Source organism: Chryseobacterium sp. KLBC 52, from assembly GCF_003347605.1.
Lineage (GTDB): Bacteria > Bacteroidota > Bacteroidia > Flavobacteriales > Weeksellaceae > Chryseobacterium.
On the sequence record NZ_QDFZ01000003.1, the window covers coordinates 322,128 to 346,150 of the forward strand.

22 protein-coding genes and 1 pseudogene are annotated in these 24,023 nt (G+C 36.4%); 14 read left to right on the forward strand and 9 right to left on the reverse strand.

Going from position 1 to position 24,023, the window contains the following annotated elements; genetic code table 11:
• The first annotated feature begins 118 nt into the window (after positions 1–118).
• Positions 119–1,339, forward strand: a complete 1,221-nt coding sequence (locus DDF69_RS04775; protein ID WP_114819762.1) for an aminotransferase class V-fold PLP-dependent enzyme — start codon at positions 119–121, stop codon at positions 1,337–1,339.
• Between the two features lie 57 nt (positions 1,340–1,396).
• Here the strand turns inward: DDF69_RS04775 and DDF69_RS04780 are convergent, their stop codons facing one another.
• Entirely contained in the window at positions 1,397–1,522 is a 126-nt protein-coding gene (locus DDF69_RS04780; protein ID WP_114819794.1) for a GNAT family acetyltransferase, read from the reverse strand.
• Between the two features lie 137 nt (positions 1,523–1,659).
• Here DDF69_RS04780 and DDF69_RS04785 point away from each other — a divergent pair, with 137 nt between their 5' ends.
• The gene (locus DDF69_RS04785) at positions 1,660–2,481 is read left to right on the forward strand and encodes a T9SS-dependent choice-of-anchor J family protein (protein ID WP_114819763.1); all 822 of its coding nucleotides are present in this window, start codon (positions 1,660–1,662) and stop codon (positions 2,479–2,481) included.
• Positions 2,482–2,556: 75 nt separating this feature from the next.
• Here the strand turns inward: DDF69_RS04785 and hemE are convergent, their stop codons facing one another.
• The 4 genes from hemE to hemA all read right to left on the reverse strand — a co-directional run bounded on the left by hemE (position 2,557) and on the right by hemA (position 6,553).
• A complete protein-coding gene (gene hemE / locus DDF69_RS04790; RefSeq protein WP_034691752.1) occupies positions 2,557–3,588 on the reverse strand; it encodes a uroporphyrinogen decarboxylase in 1,032 nt (343 codons plus the stop codon).
• Positions 3,589–3,635: 47 nt separating this feature from the next.
• Complete coding sequence (locus DDF69_RS04795; protein ID WP_114819764.1) at positions 3,636–4,319, reverse strand: uroporphyrinogen-III synthase; 684 nt, start codon at positions 4,317–4,319, stop codon at positions 3,636–3,638.
• 64 nt (positions 4,320–4,383) lie between these two features.
• Positions 4,384–5,292 carry a hydroxymethylbilane synthase gene (gene hemC, locus DDF69_RS04800; RefSeq protein ID WP_034691748.1) on the reverse strand — a complete coding sequence of 303 codons (909 nt, stop codon included), beginning with the start codon at positions 5,290–5,292 and terminating at the stop codon, positions 4,384–4,386.
• Positions 5,279–6,553: a glutamyl-tRNA reductase gene (gene hemA / locus DDF69_RS04805; protein WP_034691745.1), complete on the reverse strand. Its 1,275-nt coding sequence runs from the start codon at positions 6,551–6,553 to the stop codon at positions 5,279–5,281. Before hemA ends, hemC begins: the two co-directional genes overlap by 14 nt.
• Before the next feature lie 405 nt (positions 6,554–6,958).
• Here hemA and DDF69_RS04810 point away from each other — a divergent pair, with 405 nt between their 5' ends.
• The 6 genes from DDF69_RS04810 (at position 6,959) to DDF69_RS04835 (ending at position 13,305) form a co-directional block, all read left to right on the forward strand.
• The gene (locus DDF69_RS04810) at positions 6,959–7,984 is read left to right on the forward strand and encodes a rod shape-determining protein (protein WP_002982450.1); all 1,026 of its coding nucleotides are present in this window, start codon (positions 6,959–6,961) and stop codon (positions 7,982–7,984) included.
• 28 nt (positions 7,985–8,012) lie between these two features.
• The gene (gene mreC / locus DDF69_RS04815; RefSeq protein ID WP_114819765.1) at positions 8,013–8,867 is read left to right on the forward strand and encodes a rod shape-determining protein MreC; all 855 of its coding nucleotides are present in this window, start codon (positions 8,013–8,015) and stop codon (positions 8,865–8,867) included.
• The gene (locus tag DDF69_RS04820; RefSeq protein WP_114819766.1) at positions 8,860–9,366 is read left to right on the forward strand and encodes a rod shape-determining protein MreD; all 507 of its coding nucleotides are present in this window, start codon (positions 8,860–8,862) and stop codon (positions 9,364–9,366) included. Before mreC ends, DDF69_RS04820 begins: the two co-directional genes overlap by 8 nt.
• Positions 9,363–11,408, forward strand: coding sequence for a peptidoglycan D,D-transpeptidase FtsI family protein (locus DDF69_RS04825; RefSeq protein ID WP_114819767.1), 2,046 nt, complete (start codon positions 9,363–9,365; stop codon positions 11,406–11,408). The genes DDF69_RS04820 and DDF69_RS04825 overlap by 4 nt, the downstream gene beginning before the upstream one ends.
• On the forward strand, positions 11,405–12,634 hold the full coding sequence (rodA, locus tag DDF69_RS04830; protein WP_114819768.1) for a rod shape-determining protein RodA: 1,230 nt from the start codon (positions 11,405–11,407) through the stop codon (positions 12,632–12,634). Before DDF69_RS04825 ends, rodA begins: the two co-directional genes overlap by 4 nt.
• A gap of 89 nt (positions 12,635–12,723) precedes the next feature.
• A complete protein-coding gene (locus DDF69_RS04835) occupies positions 12,724–13,305 on the forward strand; it encodes a pentapeptide repeat-containing protein (protein ID WP_114819769.1) in 582 nt (193 codons plus the stop codon).
• A gap of 174 nt (positions 13,306–13,479) precedes the next feature.
• On the opposite strand, the gene DDF69_RS04840 is transcribed toward DDF69_RS04835, so the two are convergent.
• The 4 genes from DDF69_RS04840 to DDF69_RS04855 form a co-directional block, all read right to left on the reverse strand.
• Positions 13,480–14,190 (reverse strand): C40 family peptidase, encoded by a 711-nt coding sequence (locus tag DDF69_RS04840; protein WP_114819770.1) that lies wholly within the window; start codon positions 14,188–14,190, stop codon positions 13,480–13,482.
• A 339-nt stretch (positions 14,191–14,529) separates the two neighbouring features.
• Complete coding sequence (locus DDF69_RS04845) at positions 14,530–16,725, reverse strand: glutamine synthetase III (protein ID WP_114819771.1); 2,196 nt, start codon at positions 16,723–16,725, stop codon at positions 14,530–14,532.
• 240 nt (positions 16,726–16,965) lie between these two features.
• Positions 16,966–17,370: a hypothetical protein gene (locus tag DDF69_RS04850; protein WP_114819772.1), complete on the reverse strand. Its 405-nt coding sequence runs from the start codon at positions 17,368–17,370 to the stop codon at positions 16,966–16,968.
• Positions 17,360–18,685: a hypothetical protein gene (locus DDF69_RS04855; RefSeq protein WP_114819773.1), complete on the reverse strand. Its 1,326-nt coding sequence runs from the start codon at positions 18,683–18,685 to the stop codon at positions 17,360–17,362. Before DDF69_RS04855 ends, DDF69_RS04850 begins: the two co-directional genes overlap by 11 nt.
• Positions 18,686–18,856: 171 nt before the next feature.
• Here DDF69_RS04855 and DDF69_RS04860 point away from each other — a divergent pair, with 171 nt between their 5' ends.
• The 6 genes and pseudogenes from DDF69_RS04860 to DDF69_RS22485 form a co-directional block, all read left to right on the forward strand.
• On the forward strand, positions 18,857–20,548 hold the full coding sequence (locus DDF69_RS04860) for a DUF6909 family protein (protein ID WP_076596443.1): 1,692 nt from the start codon (positions 18,857–18,859) through the stop codon (positions 20,546–20,548).
• Positions 20,549–20,778: 230 nt separating this feature from the next.
• Positions 20,779–21,153, forward strand: coding sequence for a DUF1572 domain-containing protein (locus DDF69_RS04865; RefSeq protein WP_317048654.1), 375 nt, complete (start codon positions 20,779–20,781; stop codon positions 21,151–21,153).
• A gap of 203 nt (positions 21,154–21,356) precedes the next feature.
• Complete coding sequence (locus tag DDF69_RS04870; protein WP_114819775.1) at positions 21,357–23,195, forward strand: M1 family metallopeptidase; 1,839 nt, start codon at positions 21,357–21,359, stop codon at positions 23,193–23,195.
• 81 nt (positions 23,196–23,276) lie between these two features.
• Positions 23,277–23,441: pseudogene (locus DDF69_RS22480) on the forward strand (transposase); the annotation flags it as partial.
• Between the two features lie 15 nt (positions 23,442–23,456).
• Positions 23,457–23,804 carry a helix-turn-helix domain-containing protein gene (locus tag DDF69_RS04875; RefSeq protein ID WP_228411923.1) on the forward strand — a complete coding sequence of 116 codons (348 nt, stop codon included), beginning with the start codon at positions 23,457–23,459 and terminating at the stop codon, positions 23,802–23,804.
• Positions 23,805–23,845: 41 nt separating this feature from the next.
• Positions 23,846–24,023, forward strand: a 178-nt coding sequence (locus DDF69_RS22485) for an IS3 family transposase (RefSeq protein ID WP_162800873.1), incomplete at its 3' end; no start/stop codon positions are given.

Consider the following 24,023-nt stretch of genomic DNA (forward strand, 5'->3'; position numbering starts at 1 on the left):
ATCGAATATTTCTATCAACTGACAATGATCAGTACCCAACCTCATGCTTCCTTTCGGAAAAAAAGCCGTAAATTTGAAGAGTTCTAAATAAGACCGTTTTAATTTAAAAAATAAATAAATGTTTGACATTCAGGAAATAAGAAGCCAGTTTTCTATATTGGACAGAGAAGTGAACGGTAAGCCCTTGGTTTATCTGGATAATGCAGCTACATCCCAAAAGCCAAATTCAGTTTTGGAAGTCTGTCACGCATATTATACAGAACTTAACGCGAATGTTCACAGAGGAATTCACACACTGAGCCAGCTGGCTACAGAAGAGATGGAGCTTTCAAGAAGAAAGATTCAGAAATTCATCAATGCTGAACATGACTTTGAAGTAATTTTTACAAAGGGAACAACAGAAGGATTGAACCTCATCGCTTATATTTTAACACAGAAATTGCAGAAGGATGATGAAATCATTATTTCATATCTGGAGCACCATTCCAATATTGTTCCATGGCAGATGCTTTGTGAAAGAACCGGAGCAAAACTTCGAGTGATTCCGATTGATGAGAACGGAATCCTTCAGATGGATCAGTTTGATCAGTTTTTAAGCGAAAAAACGAAAGTTGTCTCTGTAAATCAGGTTTCCAATGCATTAGGTATTGTAAATCCAATTGAAGAGATTATTGCCAAAACAAGAAAGAATACCGACGCTTATATTGTAATAGACGGTGCTCAGTCTGCACCGCATTTCAATATTGATGTTCAGAAAATGGATTGTGATTTCTTTGTATTCTCAGGTCATAAAATGTATGCTCCGATGGGAACAGGTATTTTATATGGGAAACGCGAAATATTAGAAGCTTTACCCCCTTTTCATGGAGGAGGAGAGATGATTGCAACCTGTTCTTTCGATGGTACCACTTATGCAGGTCTTCCATTCAAATATGAGGCGGGAACACCTAATGTAGGTGGAAATATTGCTTTAGGAGCTGCTGTTGATTTCATGAATAAAATAGGTCATACCCACATTCAGAATCATGAAAATGCTTTATTGGAATATGCACAAAGACAGCTTTTGGAAATAGATGGTATTAAGATCTATGGTGAAAAAGCAAAGAGAACAGGTGTTGTTTCCTTTAATTTAGAAGGAGTGGGAATTGCCTCCGATGTAGGAATGATTCTTGATAAATTGGGAATTGCTGTAAGAACGGGCCACCACTGTACACAGCCTATTATGAACTTCTTTAATATTGCCGGAACGGTGAGAGCAAGTTTTGCTGTTTATAATACGTTCGAAGAAATTGATGCCCTGGTGGAAGGTGTTAAAAAAGCACAGAGAATGTTGAGCTAATCAATATTGCATGTCAATTATATAAAATTAAAAGCAGCTGTTGAGCTGCTTTTTTTATTAGTCTGTTGGAACACAATAGCATCTGCCATCAATAATAACCTGGTAATAACCGATTGCGCATTCAAGGCAGATTTCTCCTCCTGCCATAATGCTTTTCATCTTTTCTTTGTTTAGTTTTTTCATATGATGTGATTTAAAGGTTAAACATAAAATTCTGATCTTTTTCAATAATTTCATGTAATGTATTGATTTTGTATATAATTATTGATGTTTTGTGGAAAATATTTCGCTAATTTTATATAAACATCAAATACTTTATTATGAAAAAATTCTTTATTCTATTATTAGCCATGTGTGGTCTATGTGATGCACAGGTTTTTTCTGAAAACTTCAATGGTAATGCTTTACCCGCCGGGTGGACGGTAGAGAATCCGGATAACTCTTTTAACTGGAATGTGGGTGCACAGAATGGTTTCGCAGGCTTTCCCGATGGGGCGGCTTTTTTTGATGATGATGATGCAGGACCAGCCGGAGTGAATGCAAATGCAAGATTGATTTCTCCTGTAATTAACCTGACGGGAGTAGTAAACCCAAAGCTCTCGTTTAATTATGCCAATATGATTGATAATCTGGATTCTACTTTAAAAGTTGAAGTTTTCAATGGAACTTCCTGGATTCAGGTTTTTACTTTTTCAGGTGACGCGGGAGTATGGGATCTTGATTTTAATACCTTTACATTTGTAGTGACGAGTTATGATACTGCTGCCAATATAGATCTGACACCCTATGCTAACGCGGCTTTTAAACTAAGATTTGTTTACGACGACGCCGGAGACTATTCTTACGGTGTTGTAGTAGATAATGTGGTGATTACAAGTGGTGCTTTGGCAACCTCAGAGGTTTCGTATACTGATCATATTGATGTATATCCGAATCCGGTTAGGGGAAATCTTTATATTAAGCAGGATTCTCAAAATAAGATAGAAAAGGTAGCTGTAGCTGATATGTCAGGGAAGCTTGTGAAAACATTTGACAAAGCATCTGATTCCTATGACCTATCAGGTCTGCCAAAAGGAGTCTATATTATAATAATCAGTAATCATGATGGGAAAGTTGTTAAGAAGAAAGTGATGAAGGAATAATCATTGAAAAACAGATCAAACAAAAACCCTTATAGCATGCCTATAAGGGTTTTTTATATTTTCAAAAAAATAATCTTATACATTCGGTTTCCAGTCAACCACTGCTCTGATGAATGCTTCAGCATTTTCCACAGGAACATTCGGTAGAATTCCGTGACCTAAATTAGCAATGTATCTGTCTTTTCCGAAACGGTTGATCATTTCATTTACCATTTTCTTAATGGTTTCAGGGGTTGAATGAAGTCTTGCAGGATCAAAATTCCCCTGTAGCGTCATCGTATGGTTTGTCAAAGTTCTTGCGAATTCCGGCTTAATAGTCCAGTCAACTCCAAGAGCAGAAGCCTTAGACATTGTCATATCTTCCAGGGCAAACCAGCATCCTTTTCCAAATACCACAACATGAGTAAGCGGGCTTAATGCTTCAACAATCTGATTGATATACTGCCATGAGAATTCCTGATAATCTGTAGGAGAAAGCATTCCTCCCCAAGAATCAAAAACCTGTACAGCAGAAACTCCTTTTTCTACTTTTCTCTTTAAATAAGCGATTGTAGTATCTGTGATTTTCTGTAATAATAAATGTGCTGCTTCAGGCTGTTGGAAACAGAAAGATTTTGCAATATCAAAAGCTTTACTTCCTTTTCCTTCTACACAGTAACAAAGAATAGTCCATGGAGAACCGGCAAAACCGATCAACGGAATATCATTGTCCAGCTTCTGAAGCGTAAGTTCAATAGCATCAAAAACGTAACCTAAAGTGTCATTCACATCTGGAGTTTCAATATTCTGAACCTGTTCCATTGTTCTGATAGGAGTATCTAACCATGGACCCACAGATTCTTTCATTTTGAAATCAATTCCCATTGCCTGTGGAACTACCAGGATATCAGAAAACAGAATCGCGGCATCCAAAGGAAATCTGCGGATAGGCTGCAGAGTGATCTCAGCGGCAAGCTCCGGGGTCTGACATCTTGTAAAGAAATCATACTGATCTCTTAAAGCAATGAATTCCGGCAGATATCTTCCAGCCTGCCTCATCATCCAGACAGGAGGTCTTTCAACGGTTTCTCCGCGAAGTGCTTTTAAATATAGGTCGTTTTTTATCATAATCTATTCTAACTAATATTACCGGCAATGTTTCGGTAACAGATATTCTAAATTCTACTTCCGATTTCTTTTCTGATCAATGCAAAGATGGATGTCAATGTATTTTCTTCAGAAGTAAAAATTTCTTCCTGCGTATAATTTCTCAGCTCACCTGAAGTAGTTTCGCCAATTGAAAAAAGCTTCATGCCTTCCAGAGAATTTCGCCTTGCAAAACTACGAACTCCGCTCGGACTAAAAAATACTGCAGCATGATATTTTTCAGTTATTACAGGATTGATTTCCTCAGTATTATAAATGGTAACTTTTTTGTACTTAATGTTTTGTAATGGAAGGTCTTTGTCCAGAACATTGATGGCAAGATTGCCGCAGAAGTGCAGGAACTGCTCGTGCTGGCACTTCCCGATAATGAATCTGGAAAGAGTTTCAGCATTTTTCAGTACCTTAAATGTTCCAAAACCATGTTTCCTCAGCTCTCTTTTGGTCTTTTCTCCTACACAATAGATCTTGTTATAATTTTTGGCTGTAAAATTCTCATTGGGTTTGAATCTGTTTTTAAAAAAAGCAGCAACTCCATTGGTACTGGTGAAAATCAGAGAATAATTTTTCAGCTCAAAAGGACTGATCATGATTGGTTTGGTCTTAATTACCTCAACACATTCAACCAAAATATCCTCTCCTAATTCTTTGGATATAATCGTCTGGTCTATATTTTTGGTAAATAAGATTTTCATGTCTGTAAAATTAAGAAAATGAAAAAGTGTGGCTAAAGGAAGGTAAAAATGTAAATCTGAACTATCAGATCTGGCTTTTGATTTCTGCCATTAATTCTTTTCCTCCGTTTTCAAGAACAACTTTTGCAAACTTTTCTCCAAAATTCTCTGTTGGAGTGTACACAAAGTTCTCATCTACAGCAATGCAGTTTTTTCCATCCAAAGAACAAAGTGCAGCTTTGAAACGGATCTGATCGCCGATGATTTCTGCAAAAGCTCCGATAGGTGCAGTGCAGCCTCCTTCTAGAGTACTCAGGAAGTTTCTTTCAATCTCTACACAGATTTGTGTCTGTTGATGATTGATCTGTCTTACAATTTCGTTTATTTCCGGTTTGTCAGTATGTCCGGCTACAGAGATTACCCCTTGTGAAGGCGCAGAAATCATTAACGGAAGCATTTCGTAATCAATTTCCATTTTCATTCTTTTGATGCCTGCCAAAGATAAAATCGTAGCATCGAAATCTCCATCTTCCAGTTTTTGAAGTCTGGTCTGAATATTTCCACGGATATCCGAAAAATCAGTCGTCGGATAATTTCTCAGCCAGAAAGCTCTTCTTCTCAAACTGCTGGTAGCAAGTTTAAGCTCATGGAATTCTTTATTCCTTGCAGATTCTTTTCTGATCAGGATGTCCTGTGGATAATCTCTTTCCAGGTAAGCGATCATCTCAATATTTTGAGGCAATTGAGTGGGAACGTCTTTTAAAGAATGTACGGCAATATCAATTTCATCATTCAGTAGGGCAATATCAAGGTCTCTTGTGAAAACCCCGGTAATTCCTAAAGAATAAAGCGGTTGATTAAGATTCTTATCGCCAGAAGATACGATAGGAACAATTTCCGTTAAATAATTGTTGTTCTGAAGGTGCCTCGCAACCTCTCTAGCCTGCCAAAGTGCAAGTGCGGAATTTCTCGTTCCGATTCTAATGCTTTTCATTGAATTCGTTGTTTGGTTGTTCAACTAATATTTCGTGCATTAATTTACTAATTTCTTCGGCTTTTAAAGGATTATCGATGATATATTTTGCAAAACGGTTGGTAATTTTCTGGATCATTTTATCAGAAAGTTCCATGTCCGTGATGTTTATGTATTTATTCTTTTTGTAAAAATTATGCATTTCATTGCGTTCCATGTTCTTCAGAACTGCTTTGAAATGATGAATATTGGGTGCCAGCTTTCTCTTTTTCTCCCACTCAATAAAGTCTTTCATCAGTTCCTTAATGATTTTTTCAGCTTTCGGGATTTCTCTTTCTCGCTGTTGAATCGTTTCCTGAATCTGTTTTGAAAGCTCATCTACGTCAATCAGTGTTACGTTTTTATTTTCGGTAACATTCTTTTCAACGTTATGAGGAATAGAAAGATCAATGATTAATGTTTCCTTTCCATTCGGGAAATGAGACTGGTTGACAATAGGATGTTTGGCTCCTGTTGCCACAATAAGAATATCTGTGTTTTTTAATTCCTGGTCAAAATCAGAATAATCAACGTGAGGAATATTATATTTTTGGGAAATCTTTTCAGCTTTCTCCTGAGTTCTGTTGGCGATTTTAATTTTCGGCTGGTAGACATGTTTTACCAGATTTTCAACGGTATTCTGCCCTATCTCACCTACACCCAAAAGAAGAATGTTTTTTTCAGTAATTCTTTTCTGGCTGTTTAAAATATAATGAACTGCAGCATAAGAAACAGAAGCTGCTCCATTGGAAATGCCCGTTTCATTTTTTATTCTTTTCGAAATCTGAATAGCCGCATTGATGGCTCTTTCCAGATAAGGGTTTGAATTTTGTCTTTCTTTTTTGAAACGGCTGTATGCTTTTTTTATCTGCCCGATAATTTCAAAGTCTCCGATAATCTGACTTTCAAGACCTGCCGCTACTCTGAAAAGATGAATCAAAGCTTCCTCTTTGGTAAGAATATTGGCGAACTGAAGAAAATCTGTAAGCTGTACTCCAATGGTTTTGCAGTACTCTTCAGCGACTAAAAGGTAATTGGGAGATGTGGTATAAATTTCGGTCCTGTTACAAGTGGAAACAACAAATGCATCACCCAGGTCTTCCTGATGGACTCTGGAAACAAAATTTTTGATGTTCTCATCAAAGAATGCAAACTTTCCTCTCGTTTCTACGTCGGCTTTCTCGTAGCTTATTGAAAGCACGGCAAAATTTGACGTCCGATGAATGTTGGAATACTGTAACATAAGCAGTCGCAAATTTACGATTTTTTTAATTAACCTCTCTCAGATAGTGTATATGATAATTATCGTAAAAAACTATAAAAGGAAAGAAAAGGACGTTTCTGGCAGAAAGACAAAACGGTACAATGATAAAATTCCATGTTGGAAAATAATTTTTGGCGTTTCTAGGTTTTTGTTTTGATCTTCAATGCCGTATTTTTTTAGTCTTTTTACCCTTTTGTAATTACCCTTTTTTGCCTATTTAACACGCCATTAATTTTAGTTGAAATCAAACTCTGTAAATATCTAAATTGAAAGTTAATAAAGAATTATAAATTTTAATAAAATTTTAACCAAATTAAGTTGTTGGGAAATTTCTTTAGTACTGTTAAATTTATATCTTTGTAAACTTAAAATCAGAAGAAAAATATGAGTTTATTTGATATGTTTACGCAAGAAATTGCGATAGACCTTGGAACTGCTAATACCCTAATCATCCATAATAATAAAATTGTTATTGATCAACCTTCAATTGTTGCAATTGAACGTTCATCGGGTAAGCCGATTGCCGTCGGAGAGCAGGCCAAGCATATGCAGGGTAAAACTCACGAGGATATCAAGACTATCCGTCCATTGAAAGATGGGGTTATTGCTGATTTCCACGCTTCTGAACATATGATCAAGGAATTCATCAAAAAAATTCCTGGAATCAAAGGTAAATTCATTCAGCCAGCATTACGAATTGTAATCTGTATCCCTTCTGGTATTACTGAAGTTGAAAAAAGAGCGGTAAGAGATTCTGCTCAGAAAGTAAACGCAAAAGAAGTAAGATTGATCTACGAACCAATGGCAGCAGCAATTGGGGTAGGGATTGACGTTCAAAAGCCTGAAGGAAATATGATCATCGATATAGGTGGTGGTACTACGGAAATTGCTGTTGTAGCTTTAGGAGGTATCGTATGTGATAAATCTGTGAAGATTGCAGGAGATGTTTTTACCAATGATATTGCTTATTACTTAAGAACTCACCATAACCTTTATATCGGAGAAAGAACTGCTGAAAGAATCAAAATTGAAGTAGGTTCTGCAGTAGAAGATCTTGATGTAGATATCGAAGACATTCCGGTACAAGGTAGAGACCTTATTACAGGTAAGCCTAAAGAAATTATGGTTGGATACAAAGAGATTGCCCGTGCATTAGATAAATCAATCATCAGAATTGAAGATGCCGTAATGGAAACATTATCTCTTACACCACCGGAATTGGCTGCTGATATTTACAAAACAGGTATTTATCTTGCTGGAGGAGGAGCGCTATTAAGAGGTCTTGCGGACAGAATTCACAAGAAAACAGGTCTTCCTGTATTTGTAGCTGAAGATCCGTTGAGAGCTGTAGTTCGCGGAACAGGTATTGCCCTTAAGAATATGGACAAGTTCAATTTCTTAATTAAATAATTTTAACTTTTTACGACTTTATATCTGAATGGGATTTTTGCTGAGATTATTTTCGAAGAATACTCTTTTCGTCTTCTTTATATTCCTGCAAATTATTGCTCTGGTTTTGATATTCTCAAGAAATGCCATGCAGAGATCCTGGGTTGCGGGCCAAACGGCTGCGTTCAATTCCTGGGTTTCCGGATATATTGATGAAGGAGTTTCTTATCTGAAGCTAAAACAGATCAATGAAGATCTTGTGGTTCAGAATAAAGCCCTAATGACTGAGCTCTATGGAAAAGACGGAGGGAAAAACCCCGTTTTTAAAAGAGTTCATGATACCATTGGCGGAGGGCAGATCTATACTTTTGTTGATGGAGAGATTGTTTTCAACAGTATCAACAGAAGAAACAACTATTTTACAATCAACCGCGGCCGTAGAGATGGAGTCTTTCCTCAAATGGGAGTGATGGCACCAAGAGGCATTGCGGGAATTGTAATCAATTCTACAGATAGTTATGCATTGGTTCAATCCGTGTTAAGTGTTAACAAGATCAGAATTAATGCAGCACTTAAAAATTCAGGGTATTTTGGTACTTTAACATGGAATGGAGATAACTCCAGGGTAATGCACCTGGCGGATATTCCGAAATATGTTGCCTTAAAAGTAGGAGATACCGTCGTTACAGATGGTAAATCTGCTATTTTTCCTAAAGGAGTTACCATTGGTACCATTGCAGGATATTCTGTAGACAATAAAACCGGCTTCTGGGATATTTCCGTTGAGCTGAGTGAAAAAATGGGAGCGTTGAATAAAGTGTATGTAGTGAAGAATCTTAAGAAAGCAGAAGTGCAGAAGATTCAGGACACTATGCAAGCTGTAATAAAAAAGGAAAATGATTAGCAGGACTTTATTTACCGATATATTGATCATGATCTTTCTTGTTGCATTACAAATATTTGTATTGAACAGGATTACGCTTTTCGGGAAATATACTCCGGTATTATATCCTGTGTTTGTCATGTTCTATCCGTTTTTCAGAAATAAATTTCAGTTCCTGGCATTGAGCTTTTTGATAGGGCTGGCTATTGACGGTTTCCTTAATTCATGGGGGATCAATGCATTTGCAACAACGTTAATCGCCTATTTCAGAACGTTGATCTTCAGGACTTCCACAGATACGTCTACGGACTTTTTCTCATTCCAGTCCCTTCAATGGGCGCAGTTTTTGCTGTTTTTATTTTCAAGTATTTTCCTGCATCAGCTTTTAGTACAGTATATCGAGTTCTTTAAGTTTAGCAGGTTTTTTGAAATATTATTTAATGTGTTGGTGACAAGTGTAATTTCATTTATCTTTATAGTCATCTACGCATTAATATTTAAAATCAAACAAAAAGTTTGAACACACGTTATTTAAAAATTTTTTCCATACTCGTTATCATCGCCCTTATTTTTGTGGCGAGGCTTGCTTATTTGCAGTTGTTTACAGACCGTTATGCCTTAAACGCGGCCAATACCTCCATTAAAACAGAATATGTTATTCCACAGCGTGGAGTAATTTTTGATAGAAATGGTAAAATCATGGTAGGTAACCAGCCTGCTTATGAAATTTCATTTACCCAGGCATTGATGAAACCTGATTTTGATACGCTGGCTTTTTGCAGTTTAATGAAAATTACAAAGCAGGATTTTATCAATAAAATCAATGTGATCAAAAAGGAAAAATATTATTCCAAGCTGACCCCGATGACTTTCATCAAAGACCTCAGCAGAGAAGATATTGCAAGAGTTCAGGAAATTATTTTTAAGTATCCCGCATTTAATATTGTATCAAGACCTCAGCGTCAGTACGAAGTTTCCACATCCGGAAACCTTCTTGGATATACCAGTGAGGTAAATGAAAGAGATATTAAAAAAGATTCTCTCTACTATTTACCGGGAGATTTCATTGGGAAAACAGGGGTTGAAAAATCCTACGAAAAAGAACTCCGGGGAATAAAAGGAGTGAAGTATATCCAGAAAGATATCAGACTCAGAAATATCGGCTCCTATAAAAACGGATCTTTGGATAAAGATGTGATTACAGGTAAAGATATTACTTTAACCATTGATTACGATCTTCAGAGAACAGCAGAAGAAATGCTTGTCAACAAACACGGTGCAATTGTCGCTTTAGATCCTAATAATGGAGAAGTTTTAGTGGCTGCAACCGGTCCGGATATTGATCCAAACCTTTTTACCGGACCTAATAAATCAAAAAACTTATACGCCCTTTCAAAAGATACGCTTTACGAAAATAAACCTACTTTTGATCGTGCTTTACAGGCGGGATATCCTCCGGGATCAACGTTTAAATTGTTGACAGCTCTAGCTGCTATGCAAATGGGAGTAATGGATGAAAAAACTATTTTCCCGTGTGGAGGAGGATTCTTCTATAAAGGAAAAAGAATTAAGGGTCATGGTGGAGCAGATCCGCTTATTCCTTCCATTCAGGTTTCCAGTAACTGTTTTTTCACCTACGCCTTTATTGCCATTATCAAAAAATATCCTGGAAACCCTTCAAAAGGTGTTGATGAATGGAAAAAAATCATGAGCAGTTTTGGAGTGGGAGAGTTTTTAAATAATGATTTTGCCGTTGGGGCAAGAGGTAGAATACCTTCCGGAGATTTTTACGAAAAAAGATTTAAAGCCATCATGAAGGCAAGCGGTTCTCAGAGAACTGATTTTAAAAACTGGGATGAAATGTCCACCGGTGCTATTTATAACGGAATGGGGCAGGGTGATGTTTTGGTAACTCCTATTCAGCTGGCCAATTATGTAGCTGCTATTGCTAATAAAGGATGGTATTATACACCTCATATCGTAAAAGGAATTGACGGAAAACCTAATCCTGACCCGAGATTTAAAGTGAAACATAAAACTCTGGTAGATCCAAAGCACTTTGAACCTGTACTTAAAGGTATGGAAGCTGTAGTGTTGAGAGGAACAGCAAGAGGACTGAAATCCAATGACTTTACACAATTGGCAAAAACAGGAACAGCACAGGTTCCACAAGGGAAGGATAACTCTATTTTTGTATTGATTGCGCCTGCTGATAAACCCAAGATTGTTGTAGTAGCCGTAATGGAACATGCAGGATTTGGTGCTACATGGGCAGGGCCGGCCTGTACCGTGATTGCTGAGAAATATATTACCGGCGATTTGAAAAGAGAAAATCTTTACAAAAAAATGATTACCTCGAGTTTCATGCCTGAATATAAAAGACAATGGATTGCAGATTTGAAACGCAAAGGGCTATATGTTGATCCTAAACCTGATTCCATCAAACAAAAAAGAATAAAGGATAGTCTGGAATTGGTAAAACAACAAAAGGCTAAGCTGCAAAAGAAAATAGAAGAGGACGCTAAAAAGAATAACACTGCTAAAAAACCTGTAAAGCAATGAAATGGACAGAAGGAATAGATAAACTGGGCCTTGGGCTGTATTTCCTGCTTTGCATTTTTGCCATTGCAAATATTTACAGTGTAGACCAGAAACTAGGAGAGAAGCAATTGGTTTTTTTCTGTATTTCTGTATTTGTAGGGCTTGTTATATTCGTAGGAAGAAGCAAATTCTTTGAGAATATGGCTGGTATTATTTACATTGGTGGAGTTTTACTTTTGATAGGTCTTTTCCCGTTTGGTAAAGAAATTCTGGGCCAGAAAAACTGGTATAAGTTTGGAAGTTTTACGATGCAGCCCGTTGAGTTTGCAAAAATAGGTACCGCCTTGATGCTCGCCAATTTCGTTTCAAGCCCGGATTTTAATATTAAAAATAAAAAATCTATCTGGACTGCCCTTGCTATTATAGGAATTCCGGCCGCAGTCGTTCTGGCTATTCCGGATGTAGGTTCTATGCTTGTGTTCATCGCATTTTTCATCGCATTATATAGAGAAGGATTGAGTGGTCTTTTATTCGGTATCGGATTTATTTTTGCCGGAGTTTTTCTGATTTCCCTGGCTATTCCTCCTATTTATGTTGCGATTGCAGTTTTAGTGATTGCCGGAGTTCTGATTGCTATGAATTATCATAGAATGTCATGGGATGTGATTTCTATTTCAGGGATTGCAGGTTCTATCCTTATATTGTGCGGACTGGCTTTCGGGTCACCTTATATTTTAGAAAAACTGCCAAAACACCAGAGAGAAAGAATTGAGGTTCTTTACAAGGGTGAAAAGGCATTCAGAGATACTTCAGGATACAACTTATTATATTCAAAAACTGCCATCGGATCAGGCGGAATCTGGGGGAAAGGATACCGTGAAGGATCCGTTACCCAGGGGAAATTCGTTCCCGAACAGGAAACAGATTACATATTTTGTACCGTAGGAGAAGAATGGGGCTTCGCAGGAAGTGCAGTTCTTATCCTGTGTTACATGGTCTATATCGGAAGAATCTATTATCTGGCAGAACAGCAGAAGTCTACTTTTAACCGGGTGTTTGGATATTGTTTTGCCTCTATCCTGCTGATGCACTTTTCAATCAATCTGGGGATGGTTATGGGGCTTTTTCCTACCGTAGGGATACCCCTTCCTTACTTCAGTTATGGAGGAAGTTCTTTATTGGCTTTCTCGATGATGACTTTTATCTTCTTTAAACTTAATTATTCAGATAAGAATAGTTTGGTGTAAAAGAGGGAGGTTGGAAGCTGGATGATGGAAGTTTATCATTGTTCTGCTGATCACTCGTCTTCAAAATCAACTTCATCAACACATTTTTTATGAAACAATCCTATTTCTCAGACGAAGATTTCGAGAGCAAAGACTTCACGCAACTTCCTTTAGAAAAAAGTGAGTACGAAAACTGTACGTTCAGAAACTGTAATTTTGAATACGGAAATCTGTCCGGCTTCAGCTTTACCGATTGTGAGTTTATCGAATGCAATCTCAGTATGGTAAAATTGGTAAAAACAGCTTTTCATGAGGTTGTTTTCAAAGAATGTAAAATGTTCGGTCTTCAGTTTAATGATTGTAATCCGTTCGGACTCTCTTTCAAATTTGATGGAGGTTCTTTGAATAATTCAGTTTTTTATCAGACATCCATTAAGAAAACGCTTTTCAAAAATACCCAATTAATTGAGGTTGATTTTAGTGAATGCGATTTGTCAAATGCAGTCTTTAGCAACTGTGATCTGTCAGGCGCTGTTTTTGACGCTACAAACCTCGAAAAGGCAGATTTCCGGACATCGGTTAACTATTCGATAGATCCGGCTTTAAATAAGCTTAAAAAGGCCAGGTTTTCACTTTCTGAAATCTATGGGCTATTGTATAAACTGGATATTGAAATTGATAAGAACAGTTGATATCCGCAGTTGTTTAACAATTGGCATATTAAAATATCAATATTGAATCGATAGGAGCGGGTTTTAACCTGCTTTTCTCTTCTCTTGGATTGTGTTGAAATAGCCCAATTAAAGTATATAAAAAAGCCATCAGATGTCTGATGGCTTCATTATTTAAATCAATTATTTATAAAATTAAAAATTTGCGGGTGTAGGAAGAGTAGCTGCTGCTAAGTTATTGTAAGCTTCTCCTTCTTCGTTGATCACTCTTTTTGCGAATCTGAATTTAGGACCCCAATAAGAATCATTCAGTGAAGAAATCATTACTCCTTTTGATGTTGCTGCGTGGATAAATTTAATCTCACCCTCTTCAGTAACACTTTCTACAATACCTACGTGAGAAATTCTTCTTCCGTGAGAAAAGAAGATTAAGTCTCCTTTCTGTAGCTCTCCTTTTTCAATTCTTTCCCCTTCCTGAGCCTGAGAAGCCGCTACTCTAGGTAAGCTAAGACCTGCTGCTGCTCCGAATACAGAAAGAACAAAAGCTGAACAATCGATACCGTTTCTGGTTGTTCCTCCATATCTGTAAGGAGTTCCAAGGTATGTTTCAGCTTCTTCAAGGATACCGTCAATGGTTTTATTATGTTTGATTGCTTTTGCAATCTCAGAATTCTTAACTGCTTTTTTAGCACTAGCGATAGATGCAGCCTTTTCCGCAAGGAAAGAGTCGATAAGTTTTTGCTTATCCTGCTCCATTTTTTTATTATCTATAGAAGCTAGTTTGGCATCTGTTTTGTATTCTTTTGTGTAAGTTGCTGGTTTTGAAACCACATAATTTGTAGCGCACGATTGCAATGAAACTGTAGTAACTATAGCAACTAAATAAAACAAAACTCTTTTCTTCATATATATTTGATTATCCGTGTTAAAAAGGAATATTTATTTTCAAAAGCATTACAAAAGTAGAGATTCCGAGCAAAAGACCCCTGATATGATAATTGTCAGGATCTTATTTTAACACATTTTAACATATAATTTACATATGTTAAAGAAAAATAAACCGCAACAGCCTGTTTTTGGTAAGTGTGCGGTTTTTTTTATTAAGATTCTTTAACAAACCTAATCGACTTTCTTCTATATATCAGGGTTTATGATTTAAAACTCTAATTTTCAGTATTGTTAACAAAACAAAAAAATTCCCCGGAAAACCGAGGAATTTAAACTAATATGGAACTTTACAGGACGTTATTTTGTAAACAACATTTCTCTGTATTTTGTCATCGGCCAAAGCTCATCGTCCACCATCATTTCCAAAGCGTCAGAAGCTTCTCTGATTGGGTCGAATAATGGTTTTACTTTATTACAATAGCTTTCTGCCTGTTTTTGGCTGTCTGAGATACCTTTTGCAGTTTCTCTGGCTTTTAGAAGTTCTTCAACCCCAAGTTTAATTTTAGAAACATTTTCAGAAATGCTTGTAATTAAACTCATCTGTTCTTTTGCCAAAGATTTGAACTCTTTATCACCGAAGATTTCTTTAAGACCTTTTACATTTTCAATTAATCTGTTCTGATAATTTAATGCAGAAGGAATGATGTGGTTTCTTGCAATATCACCCAACACTCTTGATTCGATATCAATTACTGTTGAATATTTCTCTAATTTGATTTCGTTTCTCGCTTCTACTTCTCTGTGGTTGAAAATTCCCATTTCTTCATACAGATCTAAGAACTTTTTATCCATTTCCTGTTTTAAAGCTTCAGGAGTGGTTTTAAGGTTGTTTAATCCTCTTTTCTTAGCTTCTTTCGCCCAGTCATCAGAATATCCGTCTCCTTCAAACATAATGCTTTTACACTGCTTGATGTATTCTCTCAATACGTTGAAGATGGCTTCGTCCTTCTTAAGGCCAGTTTCGATTAAAGCATCCACTTCTTTCTTGAAATCGTTAAGCTGTTTCGCAGCAATTGTGTTCATTACCGTCATAGACTCTGCACAGTTTGCTGAAGAACCTACCGCTCTGATCTCAAATTTATTTCCTGTAAATGCAAAAGGAGAAGTTCTGTTTCTATCTGTGTTATCTAATAGAATTTCAGGAATCTTTCCAACTACATTTAATTTTAATTCTGTTTTTTCTTCCGGAGATAGTTTTCCGTTGGTTACCTTTTCAAGTTCTTCCAATACGCTGAACAACTGACTTCCGATAAATACGGAGATGATTGCAGGAGGAGCTTCATTGGCACCAAGTCTGTGGTCATTGCTTGCAGAAGCGATACTTGCTCTTAAAAGATCTGCATATTCGTGAACCGCTTTAATCGTGTTAACAAAGAATGTTAAGAACTGTAAGTTTTTCTTAGGATTTTTTCCAGGGCTTAAAAGGTTTTCACCAGTATCTGTTGCTAAAGACCAGTTGTTATGTTTTCCGCTTCCGTTTACTCCAGCGAATGGTTTTTCGTGGAAAAGAATATGGAAGTGGTGTTTGTGTGCTACTCTTGCCATGATGTCCATCAACAAAGAGTTGTGGTCTACAGCAACGTTTACTTCTTCAAACATTGGTGCAAGCTCGAACTGGTTTGGAGCCACCTCGTTATGTCTTGTTGTTGCAGGAATACCCAATTTCATACATTCGATTTCAAGCTCTTTCATGAAGTTCATTACTCTTGTAGGAATAGAACCGAAATAATGGTCATCCAATTGCTGTCCTTTTGCAGGAGAATGTCCTAATAAGGTCTTGCCTGTTAATACAAGATCCGGACGAGATTGGTATAATGCTGAATCAACAAGGAAATATTCCTGCTCCCAACCCAAAGTAGGAGTTACCTTCGTTACGTTTTTGTCAAAATACTGCATTACATTAGTAGCCGCTTCATCTACAGCATTTAAAGCTCTCAAAAGAGGTGCTTTGTAATCCAGTGTTTCTCCTGTATAAGAGATGAAGATGGAAGGGATGCATAATGTAGTTCCCATAATGAATGCCGGAGATGTAGGGTCCCAAGCTGTATAACCTCTTGCTTCAAAAGTATTTCTGATACCTCCGTTAGGGAAAGACGATGCGTCTGGCTCCTGCTGGATAAGCATGTTTCCACTGAATCTTTCAATGGCTCTACCTCCTTCGATTGGAGTGAAGAAAGAATCGTGCTTTTCTGCAGTAGTACCTGTTAAAGGCTGGAACCAGTGCGTGTAGTGGGTTACGCCTTTGCTCATTGCCCAGTCTTTCATGGCTACAGCTACCTGGTCTGCAATATGTCTCTGGATCTTAGTTCCTTTTTTAATCGCATCCATGATAGAACCGAATGCTTCTTTTGTTAAATATTCTCTCATGGTTTCTTCTGAGAAAACATTTTTACAGAATAGTTCTGATAATTTCGCAGGGATCTCAACTGAGTTGTCTTTTCTGAAATCCTTAAATGGAAGGGTTTCTAATGCTTTGAATCTTAAGGTTGACATAATTGGGTTGATTTTTTACAGGGCAAATTTACAAAAAAAATGAATTGAAAACATTTTACCCCTAAAAAAAACAGGGGTGTTTTGAAAATTTATATAATTCAAACAAATGTTTAGCGTTTTTTAAGAGGGGCGTGTTGGCTCCTATTTGGAATATTGCTTAAGTAGAGACACAAATTGCGCAATTTGTGCAAAAAAATCTATGTGTATGTACACCAAATAAATATACAAAATTATTTTAAACTAATTTTTGAGATTCTTTCTGAAAATAAATAAAAAGATAGGCAGAAAAATAAAAAATGAATAAAGAAAGGGTTTAAAATAATCCATATCATAAATATCAAATACATAGAACAAAACGTGAGTTCCAAAAGTTATGATAAGATAAGGGATTACTTTTTTAGAAGAAATTACTTTGTTTACAAAGAACATGACAAGCATTTGAAGGAGAATTACCAAAGGAAACTTATCAAATAATCCATAAATTCCTGCAAAAGGGGATATTAAAATTGATTTAATAATTTGGGTAAGGTCTGGTGCTTCATCAAGCTGAAACAAAAAAAATAAAGCTCTAACAGGAAAATATATAAAGATATGGCAAATCCATATTTTCCAAAAAAGAGAAATTCTGCTTAATTTATTTTTCATAAGGTTTAATAATTTTTACAATTTCATTATTCACGGTTCCATCAGAATTTAGTTTGCCTTTAAATCCATACCATTTTGGTTTATGCTTGTATAAATATAGCATTAATAATGGTAAGTCTATTCTAAATTGTGAATCTGTTACTTTAGCATTAGGTGTAAAATCATCGAATGCCGGAACAATGTCATTAAACCAACTGATTGCCTGAGCTCCGGCTCCATGCCATCCCCCCTGAGGGTCTTTGTCTGCCATATTCTGAAATCTGGATATAGTAGATGAACTTGTTTTTCCATAAATAGGCGGTGCGACAACCCCTTGCTCATGTTGGATAAATTCTTTATCCCAGAGGTAAGCGGCGTCTCCCTTTAAAGGAGTTTTAGCATATTGACCATACATAAGCTCATGAAATTTGGTTATTGCAAAATCACAGATCCCTAAATTTAATTCATTTAAAATAGTTTCAACATCATTTGCTAGAAAACTATTCCCTCCTTCCAGTGAGTTTGATAATGCTTTTACCAATCCCTTAGCGCCTTTGCACCATTTTACATCATGCCCGAATCGATTTTTGATATTCCAGTCCACGCCTTCATAAAAATCATAAATTTGTTTGAAAGGCGCAAGCCTTCCTGGTATTTTGTGCTCAATAATATAAGAATAGGCTCTTCTCCAGGTATCATTATTTTCTGCCCTGTCTTTTGTCAGCCATGAACCATCCTGTCCCTTCCAGTCTTCTATTTTTATAGCTTTGTTTCGTAAAGCAAGTTTGTATGTTTCATAATCGGGAAATTCTCCTCCGATATATTTTTCTACAGAATTTTTGTTGGTGAGGAAATCATACATCAGCTGAGGAAAATTATTACCAACATAATTCTTGGGAAGGAGTATTTTAATTTTGCCCCCATCAATATTAATGTATTTTGAATGATGTATGGCAGAATCAAAGTATTTTACTCTAGAAGATCCTTCTACAATTTCTATAACAAGTGGATTGATGTTTTGCTCCACATCTTTTACTCCTGCATAGTTGAAAAGAATATTAATTACCGGAAATATTTTTCCTACAATAAAGACTCTTTCTTTTGGGAAAATATCTGTAGAATAATCAGATAACTGAATGGGCTTAATATATTTTCTGTAATGATTTGCATTACGAATCTGAAAAAGAGTTTTTACCGTATTAAGTTCTGTTTTATTGAGAAAGAGAACATCTGCTTCTTCCTTGTCTTTTACTGTTAATATTTCCTGTTCTGCAAGACTTGAAATACTCATCGATGGATATTGGGTATGTAACCCTAATCTTTTTGGATAGCTCATCTGTATATGTTTTAATATGAATATGACAAACTTAGCCTTGGAAGACGCCAAATCTCGACGTATTAAAAACAAATAGGCAGCAGCCTGAAGGATATGTTTTTAAACGACTTGTTAAAAGACAGTTAAAATAAAGTGGGCAAAGATTTTGTATATTTGTGTGAAATTTATTTTATGACAAATTCTAGAGCAAGAGAAACCACAGAGGCTATTGAAAGACTATATATCTCTATGAGACACCTATTTTATAGAGGATTTTTCAAGCCGGGCGGAGTTTCAGGAGAGAGTATCAGAAGTTTGTTGAAGACCATCAATCCGGAAATCTACGGAACCATGAATATTCCAAGCAAATTGGAATTGGACGGTTTGATGTATGTACTGGACAGACTTCCGGAAGGAATTGAAGAATGTGCTTTTATTCATCTTACATCTGATGAAGGGTTTGATAAAGGAAGTTTCGAACCTATTGTTCCCAAGAAAAGAAGAAGAAACTGTTATAGAATAGACGAACACCAGATGAATATTGAGGTTCTTTTGGGCCGTTCCGAAATTTATGACATTCTTACCCACCTTACCTTCCTTTTTATAGAAGCTGATAAAATCCGTAATCTGGCATTCATCCAGGACGAGAACTGGAAGCCGACACGTGCCTTCAAAATTATTGAAGAAGTGGTGAAGGGAGAAAAGAAATTCAGCAGAAAAGAAAAAGAAGTGGCACTTATTCATCTTTCTTCTTTAATAGGAAGATCTTTTGATGAAACTTTAAGAGCTTATAATACTTTTGGCGATGATCACAACCCTGACCGTCTGTTCAAAATCATTTACAACTTAGCAAAAGTAAGTCTTGATGATGCAAAAGGAAGCAGAGAAAGAGAGATTCATTTCAGTTCTATATTAAAAGAAAGAGTAGGTCACCACTATTTTGGAGAAAAATGGGCCAACAAAGTGAAAGAAGTTTTATTTGAAAACAATCTTCACATGCGTCCGTTACATATTATTTCAGCCAATATGCACTCGGTGAAAAATATGCTGTATGCTAATAATGCCCTTAAAAAGAAGCAGCACCACGAGGTGGATTATAAACTGTACGAAGAGATTTCAAATAAGAAAGAACTTCGTGATAAAGTTTTAAAATATGCTTTGGAGGAAGGGATGATTCATATTGCAGATAAGAGTGGAAGTAATATTGATGTTCAGATCATAGACCTCAGCAAAACAGACCTGAAAAATACGCCATTTGCAGACTGCAAGTTCGGAGGAGATGATGTAGTAATGGTTTTTGACTACGCATTCGGAGAGCAGGCTTTCGAAGTAATGGATGAATTACTCAGACCTTTTGAGCATAAAGGAGAAGTGTATATGATGCATGTAAAATCTGTTTCCATTATGGGTAAAGCAGGTATTCTTACGGGAGAGAAAGGTGATATCATGATTCCTACTTCCCATATCTTTGAAGGAACAGCAGATAATTATCCTTTTGAAAATGCTTTAAAACTTGAAGATTTTAAAGATGATGAATTAAAAGCTTTTGAAGGACCAATGATTACTGTTTTGGGGACTTCTCTTCAGAATAAAGATATTCTATTGTACTTTATGAATACTTCATGGAAAGCAATTGGTCTTGAAATGGAAGGAGCACACTATCAGAAAGCCATTCAGGTAGCATCCAAGATCAGACACCATATTTCACCGGATCTTTTTGTCATGTATGCTTATTATGCATCGGATAATCCGTTGGAAACAGGAAGTACATTATCTTCAGGAGGGTTGGGTCTTACAGGGGTAAAACCAACCTATCTGATTACTTTAAGAATCCTTGAAAAGATTTTAAGAAGTGGAAAAAAAGAAGCTTCTGCTAAAAAATAATTGTAATTCAATATTATAATATCAACCTCAGATGTATTTTGCATTTGAGGTTTTTTTGTGTTTGAGAAAATTAAAGAGCCTTGTCAAGGTTTTAAACCTTGACAAGGCTCTTTATTGTGTATCTTAGAAAATAAAGATGTTCAGTATCACAATTATCAAAAAGATTCAGAGAGGTTCTGCTCGATGGTTTCTGGATCGCCAATACCAATTTTAAAGATCAGCTTTCAGAGGTGAGCTGGGAGCAGGCGGTAGCAAAAGTAGATGCTTTAAATACCATTGCGATGCTCACTTTTCACATTGATTATTATATTGCAGGAATTGTCAATGTCTTTGAAGGTGGAGCTCTTGAGATCAAAGATAAATTCAGTTTTGATCTTTCTCCCATAGAATCTCAACAACAATGGGAAGATTTGTTGAATAAACTCTGGAGAGATTCTGAAAAATTTGCTGTATTATTAGAACAGATGCCGGATTCCAAACTGGATGAGGTTTTCGTTGATGAAAAATATGGAACTTACCGAAGAAATATCGACGGAATGATTGAACACAGCTACTATCATCTGGGGCAGATTACTTTAATTAAAAAACTTTTGAAAAACAGCTGAAATTACATATCCTATCCTCAAAAAATATCCTTGTCAAGGTTTTAAACCTTGACAAGGACTGTTGCAAAACACTCAAAAAAGAATTTAACCATCCGTATTAAAATCCATCTAAAACCATAACAAACAGAATAAAAACCTCAAAATAACTCCTATTTGAGGTTCTTAGTTAAATTACCTACCTTTAAAAAAAAATAAAATTTTAAATGAGAAAATCGGCTGCAATCATTTTTGCGTTTATCATTTCACAATTTCAGGCTCAGCAAGGAGCTTATTATCAGCAGGCTGCGAAGTACAAGATGGATATTGATGTCAATGCTGAAAAATTTACCTATCAGGGAAAACAAACTTTAGAATACACCAATTATTCTCCGGACGAGCTGAATGTGGTTTATTTCCACTTATACTGGAATGCTTTCAAACCAAATTCTATGATGGATCAGAGAGTGGCTTCACAAGGGAAAAATGGTGATGGAAGACTGCAGAAAGATGGGATTTCAAGACTTGCTTCCATTCCTAAAGATCAGGAAGGAACTCAAAATATTCACTGGATTAAACAAAATGGGAAAGACCTTAAATTTGAGGTTCAGGAAACCATTATGAAAGTATATCTGGCAGAACCTATCAAGCCAAATTCTACGACTACATTTACCATGGATTGGGATGCTGTAATACCTCAGCAGATCAGAAGAAGCGGAAGAAACAATAGAGAAGGAGTGGATATGACCATGACCCAGTGGTATCCTAAAATTGCGGAGTACGATTATGACGGCTGGGCCACCTTCGATTATCTGGGAAGAGAATTCCATGCGCCGTTCTCCGATTTTGATGTTACCATTAAGATCAACAAAGATTATGTCGTAGGAGCAGGAGGAATTCTGGAAAATCCAACAGAAGTAAAAGGCTACGATGCCAATGCCAAAATAAAAACAGAAAAAGACAAAAAAGCAATCTGGAAATGGACAGCAAAGAATATTCTTGATTTTGCATGGAGTGCAGACAGAGATTATTCTGTAGAAAGCTTTAATGTTCCGGAAGGTCCGAAAGTATACCTGGTTTATCAGAAAAATGATAAAACGAAAGCCTGGGGTGAATCTCAGCCTTATATTACGAAATATTTCCAGATCATGAATGCTCACTTCGGGAAATATGTATATCCTACCTATGCCTTTATCCAGGGAGGAGACGGCGGAATGGAATACGGGATGTGTACCATGATTTTAGGGGAAGCTAAAAGTGTTAAAGATTTGATGGGCTTAATGGCTCACGAAGGAGCTCATTCATGGTATCAGCAGATGCTTGCTACGAATGAATCTGTACGTCCGTGGATGGATGAAGGTTTTACAAGCTATGCGGAAGGATATACCATGTATCAGTTATTCCCTGAAGATCTTCCGAATCCTTTTGTTGAAAGATTAGATGCCTACAGAAACTTTGTTAAAAAAGGAATTGAAGAACCTGCCGTTTGGTTGGGAGACCATCATGATAACGGTACTGCTTATACTTATGCATCTTATGTAAAAGGGGAATTGTATCTGGTGCAGCTTGGATACATTATGGGGGAGCAGAAACTAGCAGAAACCTTAAAGCAGTATTATGATCAATGGAGCATGAAGCATCCTTCAGACAGAGATTTCCTTCATATTGCTCAGAAAGTTTCGGGGATGGATCTGAAATGGTTCCATAACTATTGGATCAATACCACAAAAACAATCGATTACGGAATTAAGGATGTGAAATATGATGCCAAGTCTACCACCATTACCTTAGTCAACAATGGCCAGGTTCCGATGCCAATTGATTTTGGAGTGATGACTGCGGATAAGAAAGTAATCACTTATCAGATTCCAATGAATATGACGCATACATGGAAAGAAAAGGATGTGTATGGAGAGTTTAAAACAATGCCTTACTGGCCATGGACTCAGAAAGAATATACACTTACCATTCCGTACACAAAATCTCAATTATCTGTTCTGGGAATTGATTTCAGCCAGAGAATTGCAGATGTGAATATGGAGAACAATTTTGTTGAAGTGAAATAACAATAAATAGATATAAATAAAATCCACAGATAAGTCTGGACTGCCCCCAAAAAGTTAGACACTTTTTAGGGGCATTTTTTTATGTATAGAAAAGAAAAATTTAGCGTTGCTTTTAAATTAGAATGTATTAATCTTCACAAAAATTCTCATCGTTCAATTAAATCTATAGCAACAGAGAAAGGATTTAATGAAAGCAATCTGCGCAAGTGGATTGGTTTTTATAGCAAGTACGGAATCTCGGGACTATACCCGCGAAAAAACATGAGCTATTCCCTGAATTTCAAGGTTAAAGTTCTAAAAACCATCGAAACAGAACATATCTCACAAAGGGAAGCATGTATCCGATTTAATATTGCAGCTCAGTCTACCGTGTTGAATTGGCAAAGGAATTACGAAAAAAGTGGTATTTTAGGGTTAAAGAACAACCCCAAAGGAAGACCCGGCATTATGAGTGATTACAAACGTAAAAAAAGAAAGTCTGATAAGCCATTGACCAGAGAAGAAGAACTTTTATTGGAAAACGAAAGGCTTCGAGCTGAAATTGATTTTCTAAAAAAGTTAGACGCCTTAACTCTCAAAAAGAACAAGCAGAGGCCATCGAAGGATTAAGGCGAAAATATGATCTGTCACTCCTGTTGGATTGTACAGGCATGGCCAGAAGCAGTTTTTATTACCATCAGAAAGCTCTTGACAAAAAGGATAAATATGGAGAAATAAAAACTTTGATAAAACAAATTTATCATAGACATAAAGGTCGGTTTGGATACCGTCGTATTACTCTGATTATGAAACAACAAGAAATTGTAATTAATCATAAAACGGTATTAA

Bases quoted from the DNA above. Each gene is read 5' to 3' on its own strand.
- DDF69_RS04840 (WP_114819770.1), bottom strand. From the start codon at position 14,190: ATGAAGAAAAGAGTTTTGTTTTATTTAGTTGCTATAGTTACTACAGTT.
- DDF69_RS04810 (WP_002982450.1), top strand. From the start codon at position 6,959: ATGAGTTTATTTGATATGTTTACGCAAGAAATTGCGATAGACCTTGGA.
- hemA (WP_034691745.1), bottom strand. From the start codon at position 6,553: ATGTTACAGTATTCCAACATTCATCGGACGTCAAATTTTGCCGTGCTT.
- DDF69_RS04845 (WP_114819771.1), bottom strand. From the start codon at position 16,725: ATGTCAACCTTAAGATTCAAAGCATTAGAAACCCTTCCATTTAAGGAT.
- DDF69_RS04870 (WP_114819775.1), top strand. From the start codon at position 21,357: ATGAGAAAATCGGCTGCAATCATTTTTGCGTTTATCATTTCACAATTT.
- DDF69_RS04795 (WP_114819764.1), bottom strand. From the start codon at position 4,319: ATGAAAATCTTATTTACCAAAAATATAGACCAGACGATTATATCCAAA.
- DDF69_RS04780 (WP_114819794.1), bottom strand. From the start codon at position 1,522: ATGAAAAAACTAAACAAAGAAAAGATGAAAAGCATTATGGCAGGAGGA.
- DDF69_RS04860 (WP_076596443.1), top strand. From the start codon at position 18,857: ATGACAAATTCTAGAGCAAGAGAAACCACAGAGGCTATTGAAAGACTA.
- DDF69_RS04820 (WP_114819766.1), top strand. From the start codon at position 8,860: ATGATTAGCAGGACTTTATTTACCGATATATTGATCATGATCTTTCTT.
- DDF69_RS04855 (WP_114819773.1), bottom strand. From the start codon at position 18,685: ATGAGCTATCCAAAAAGATTAGGGTTACATACCCAATATCCATCGATG.
- DDF69_RS04785 (WP_114819763.1), top strand. From the start codon at position 1,660: ATGAAAAAATTCTTTATTCTATTATTAGCCATGTGTGGTCTATGTGAT.
- DDF69_RS04850 (WP_114819772.1), bottom strand. From the start codon at position 17,370: ATGAAAAATAAATTAAGCAGAATTTCTCTTTTTTGGAAAATATGGATT.
- rodA (WP_114819768.1), top strand. From the start codon at position 11,405: ATGAAATGGACAGAAGGAATAGATAAACTGGGCCTTGGGCTGTATTTC.
- hemE (WP_034691752.1), bottom strand. From the start codon at position 3,588: ATGATAAAAAACGACCTATATTTAAAAGCACTTCGCGGAGAAACCGTT.
- DDF69_RS04835 (WP_114819769.1), top strand. From the start codon at position 12,724: ATGAAACAATCCTATTTCTCAGACGAAGATTTCGAGAGCAAAGACTTC.
- mreC (WP_114819765.1), top strand. From the start codon at position 8,013: ATGGGATTTTTGCTGAGATTATTTTCGAAGAATACTCTTTTCGTCTTC.
- DDF69_RS04875 (WP_228411923.1), top strand. From the start codon at position 23,457: ATGAGCTATTCCCTGAATTTCAAGGTTAAAGTTCTAAAAACCATCGAA.
- hemC (WP_034691748.1), bottom strand. From the start codon at position 5,292: ATGAAAAGCATTAGAATCGGAACGAGAAATTCCGCACTTGCACTTTGG.
- DDF69_RS04775 (WP_114819762.1), top strand. From the start codon at position 119: ATGTTTGACATTCAGGAAATAAGAAGCCAGTTTTCTATATTGGACAGA.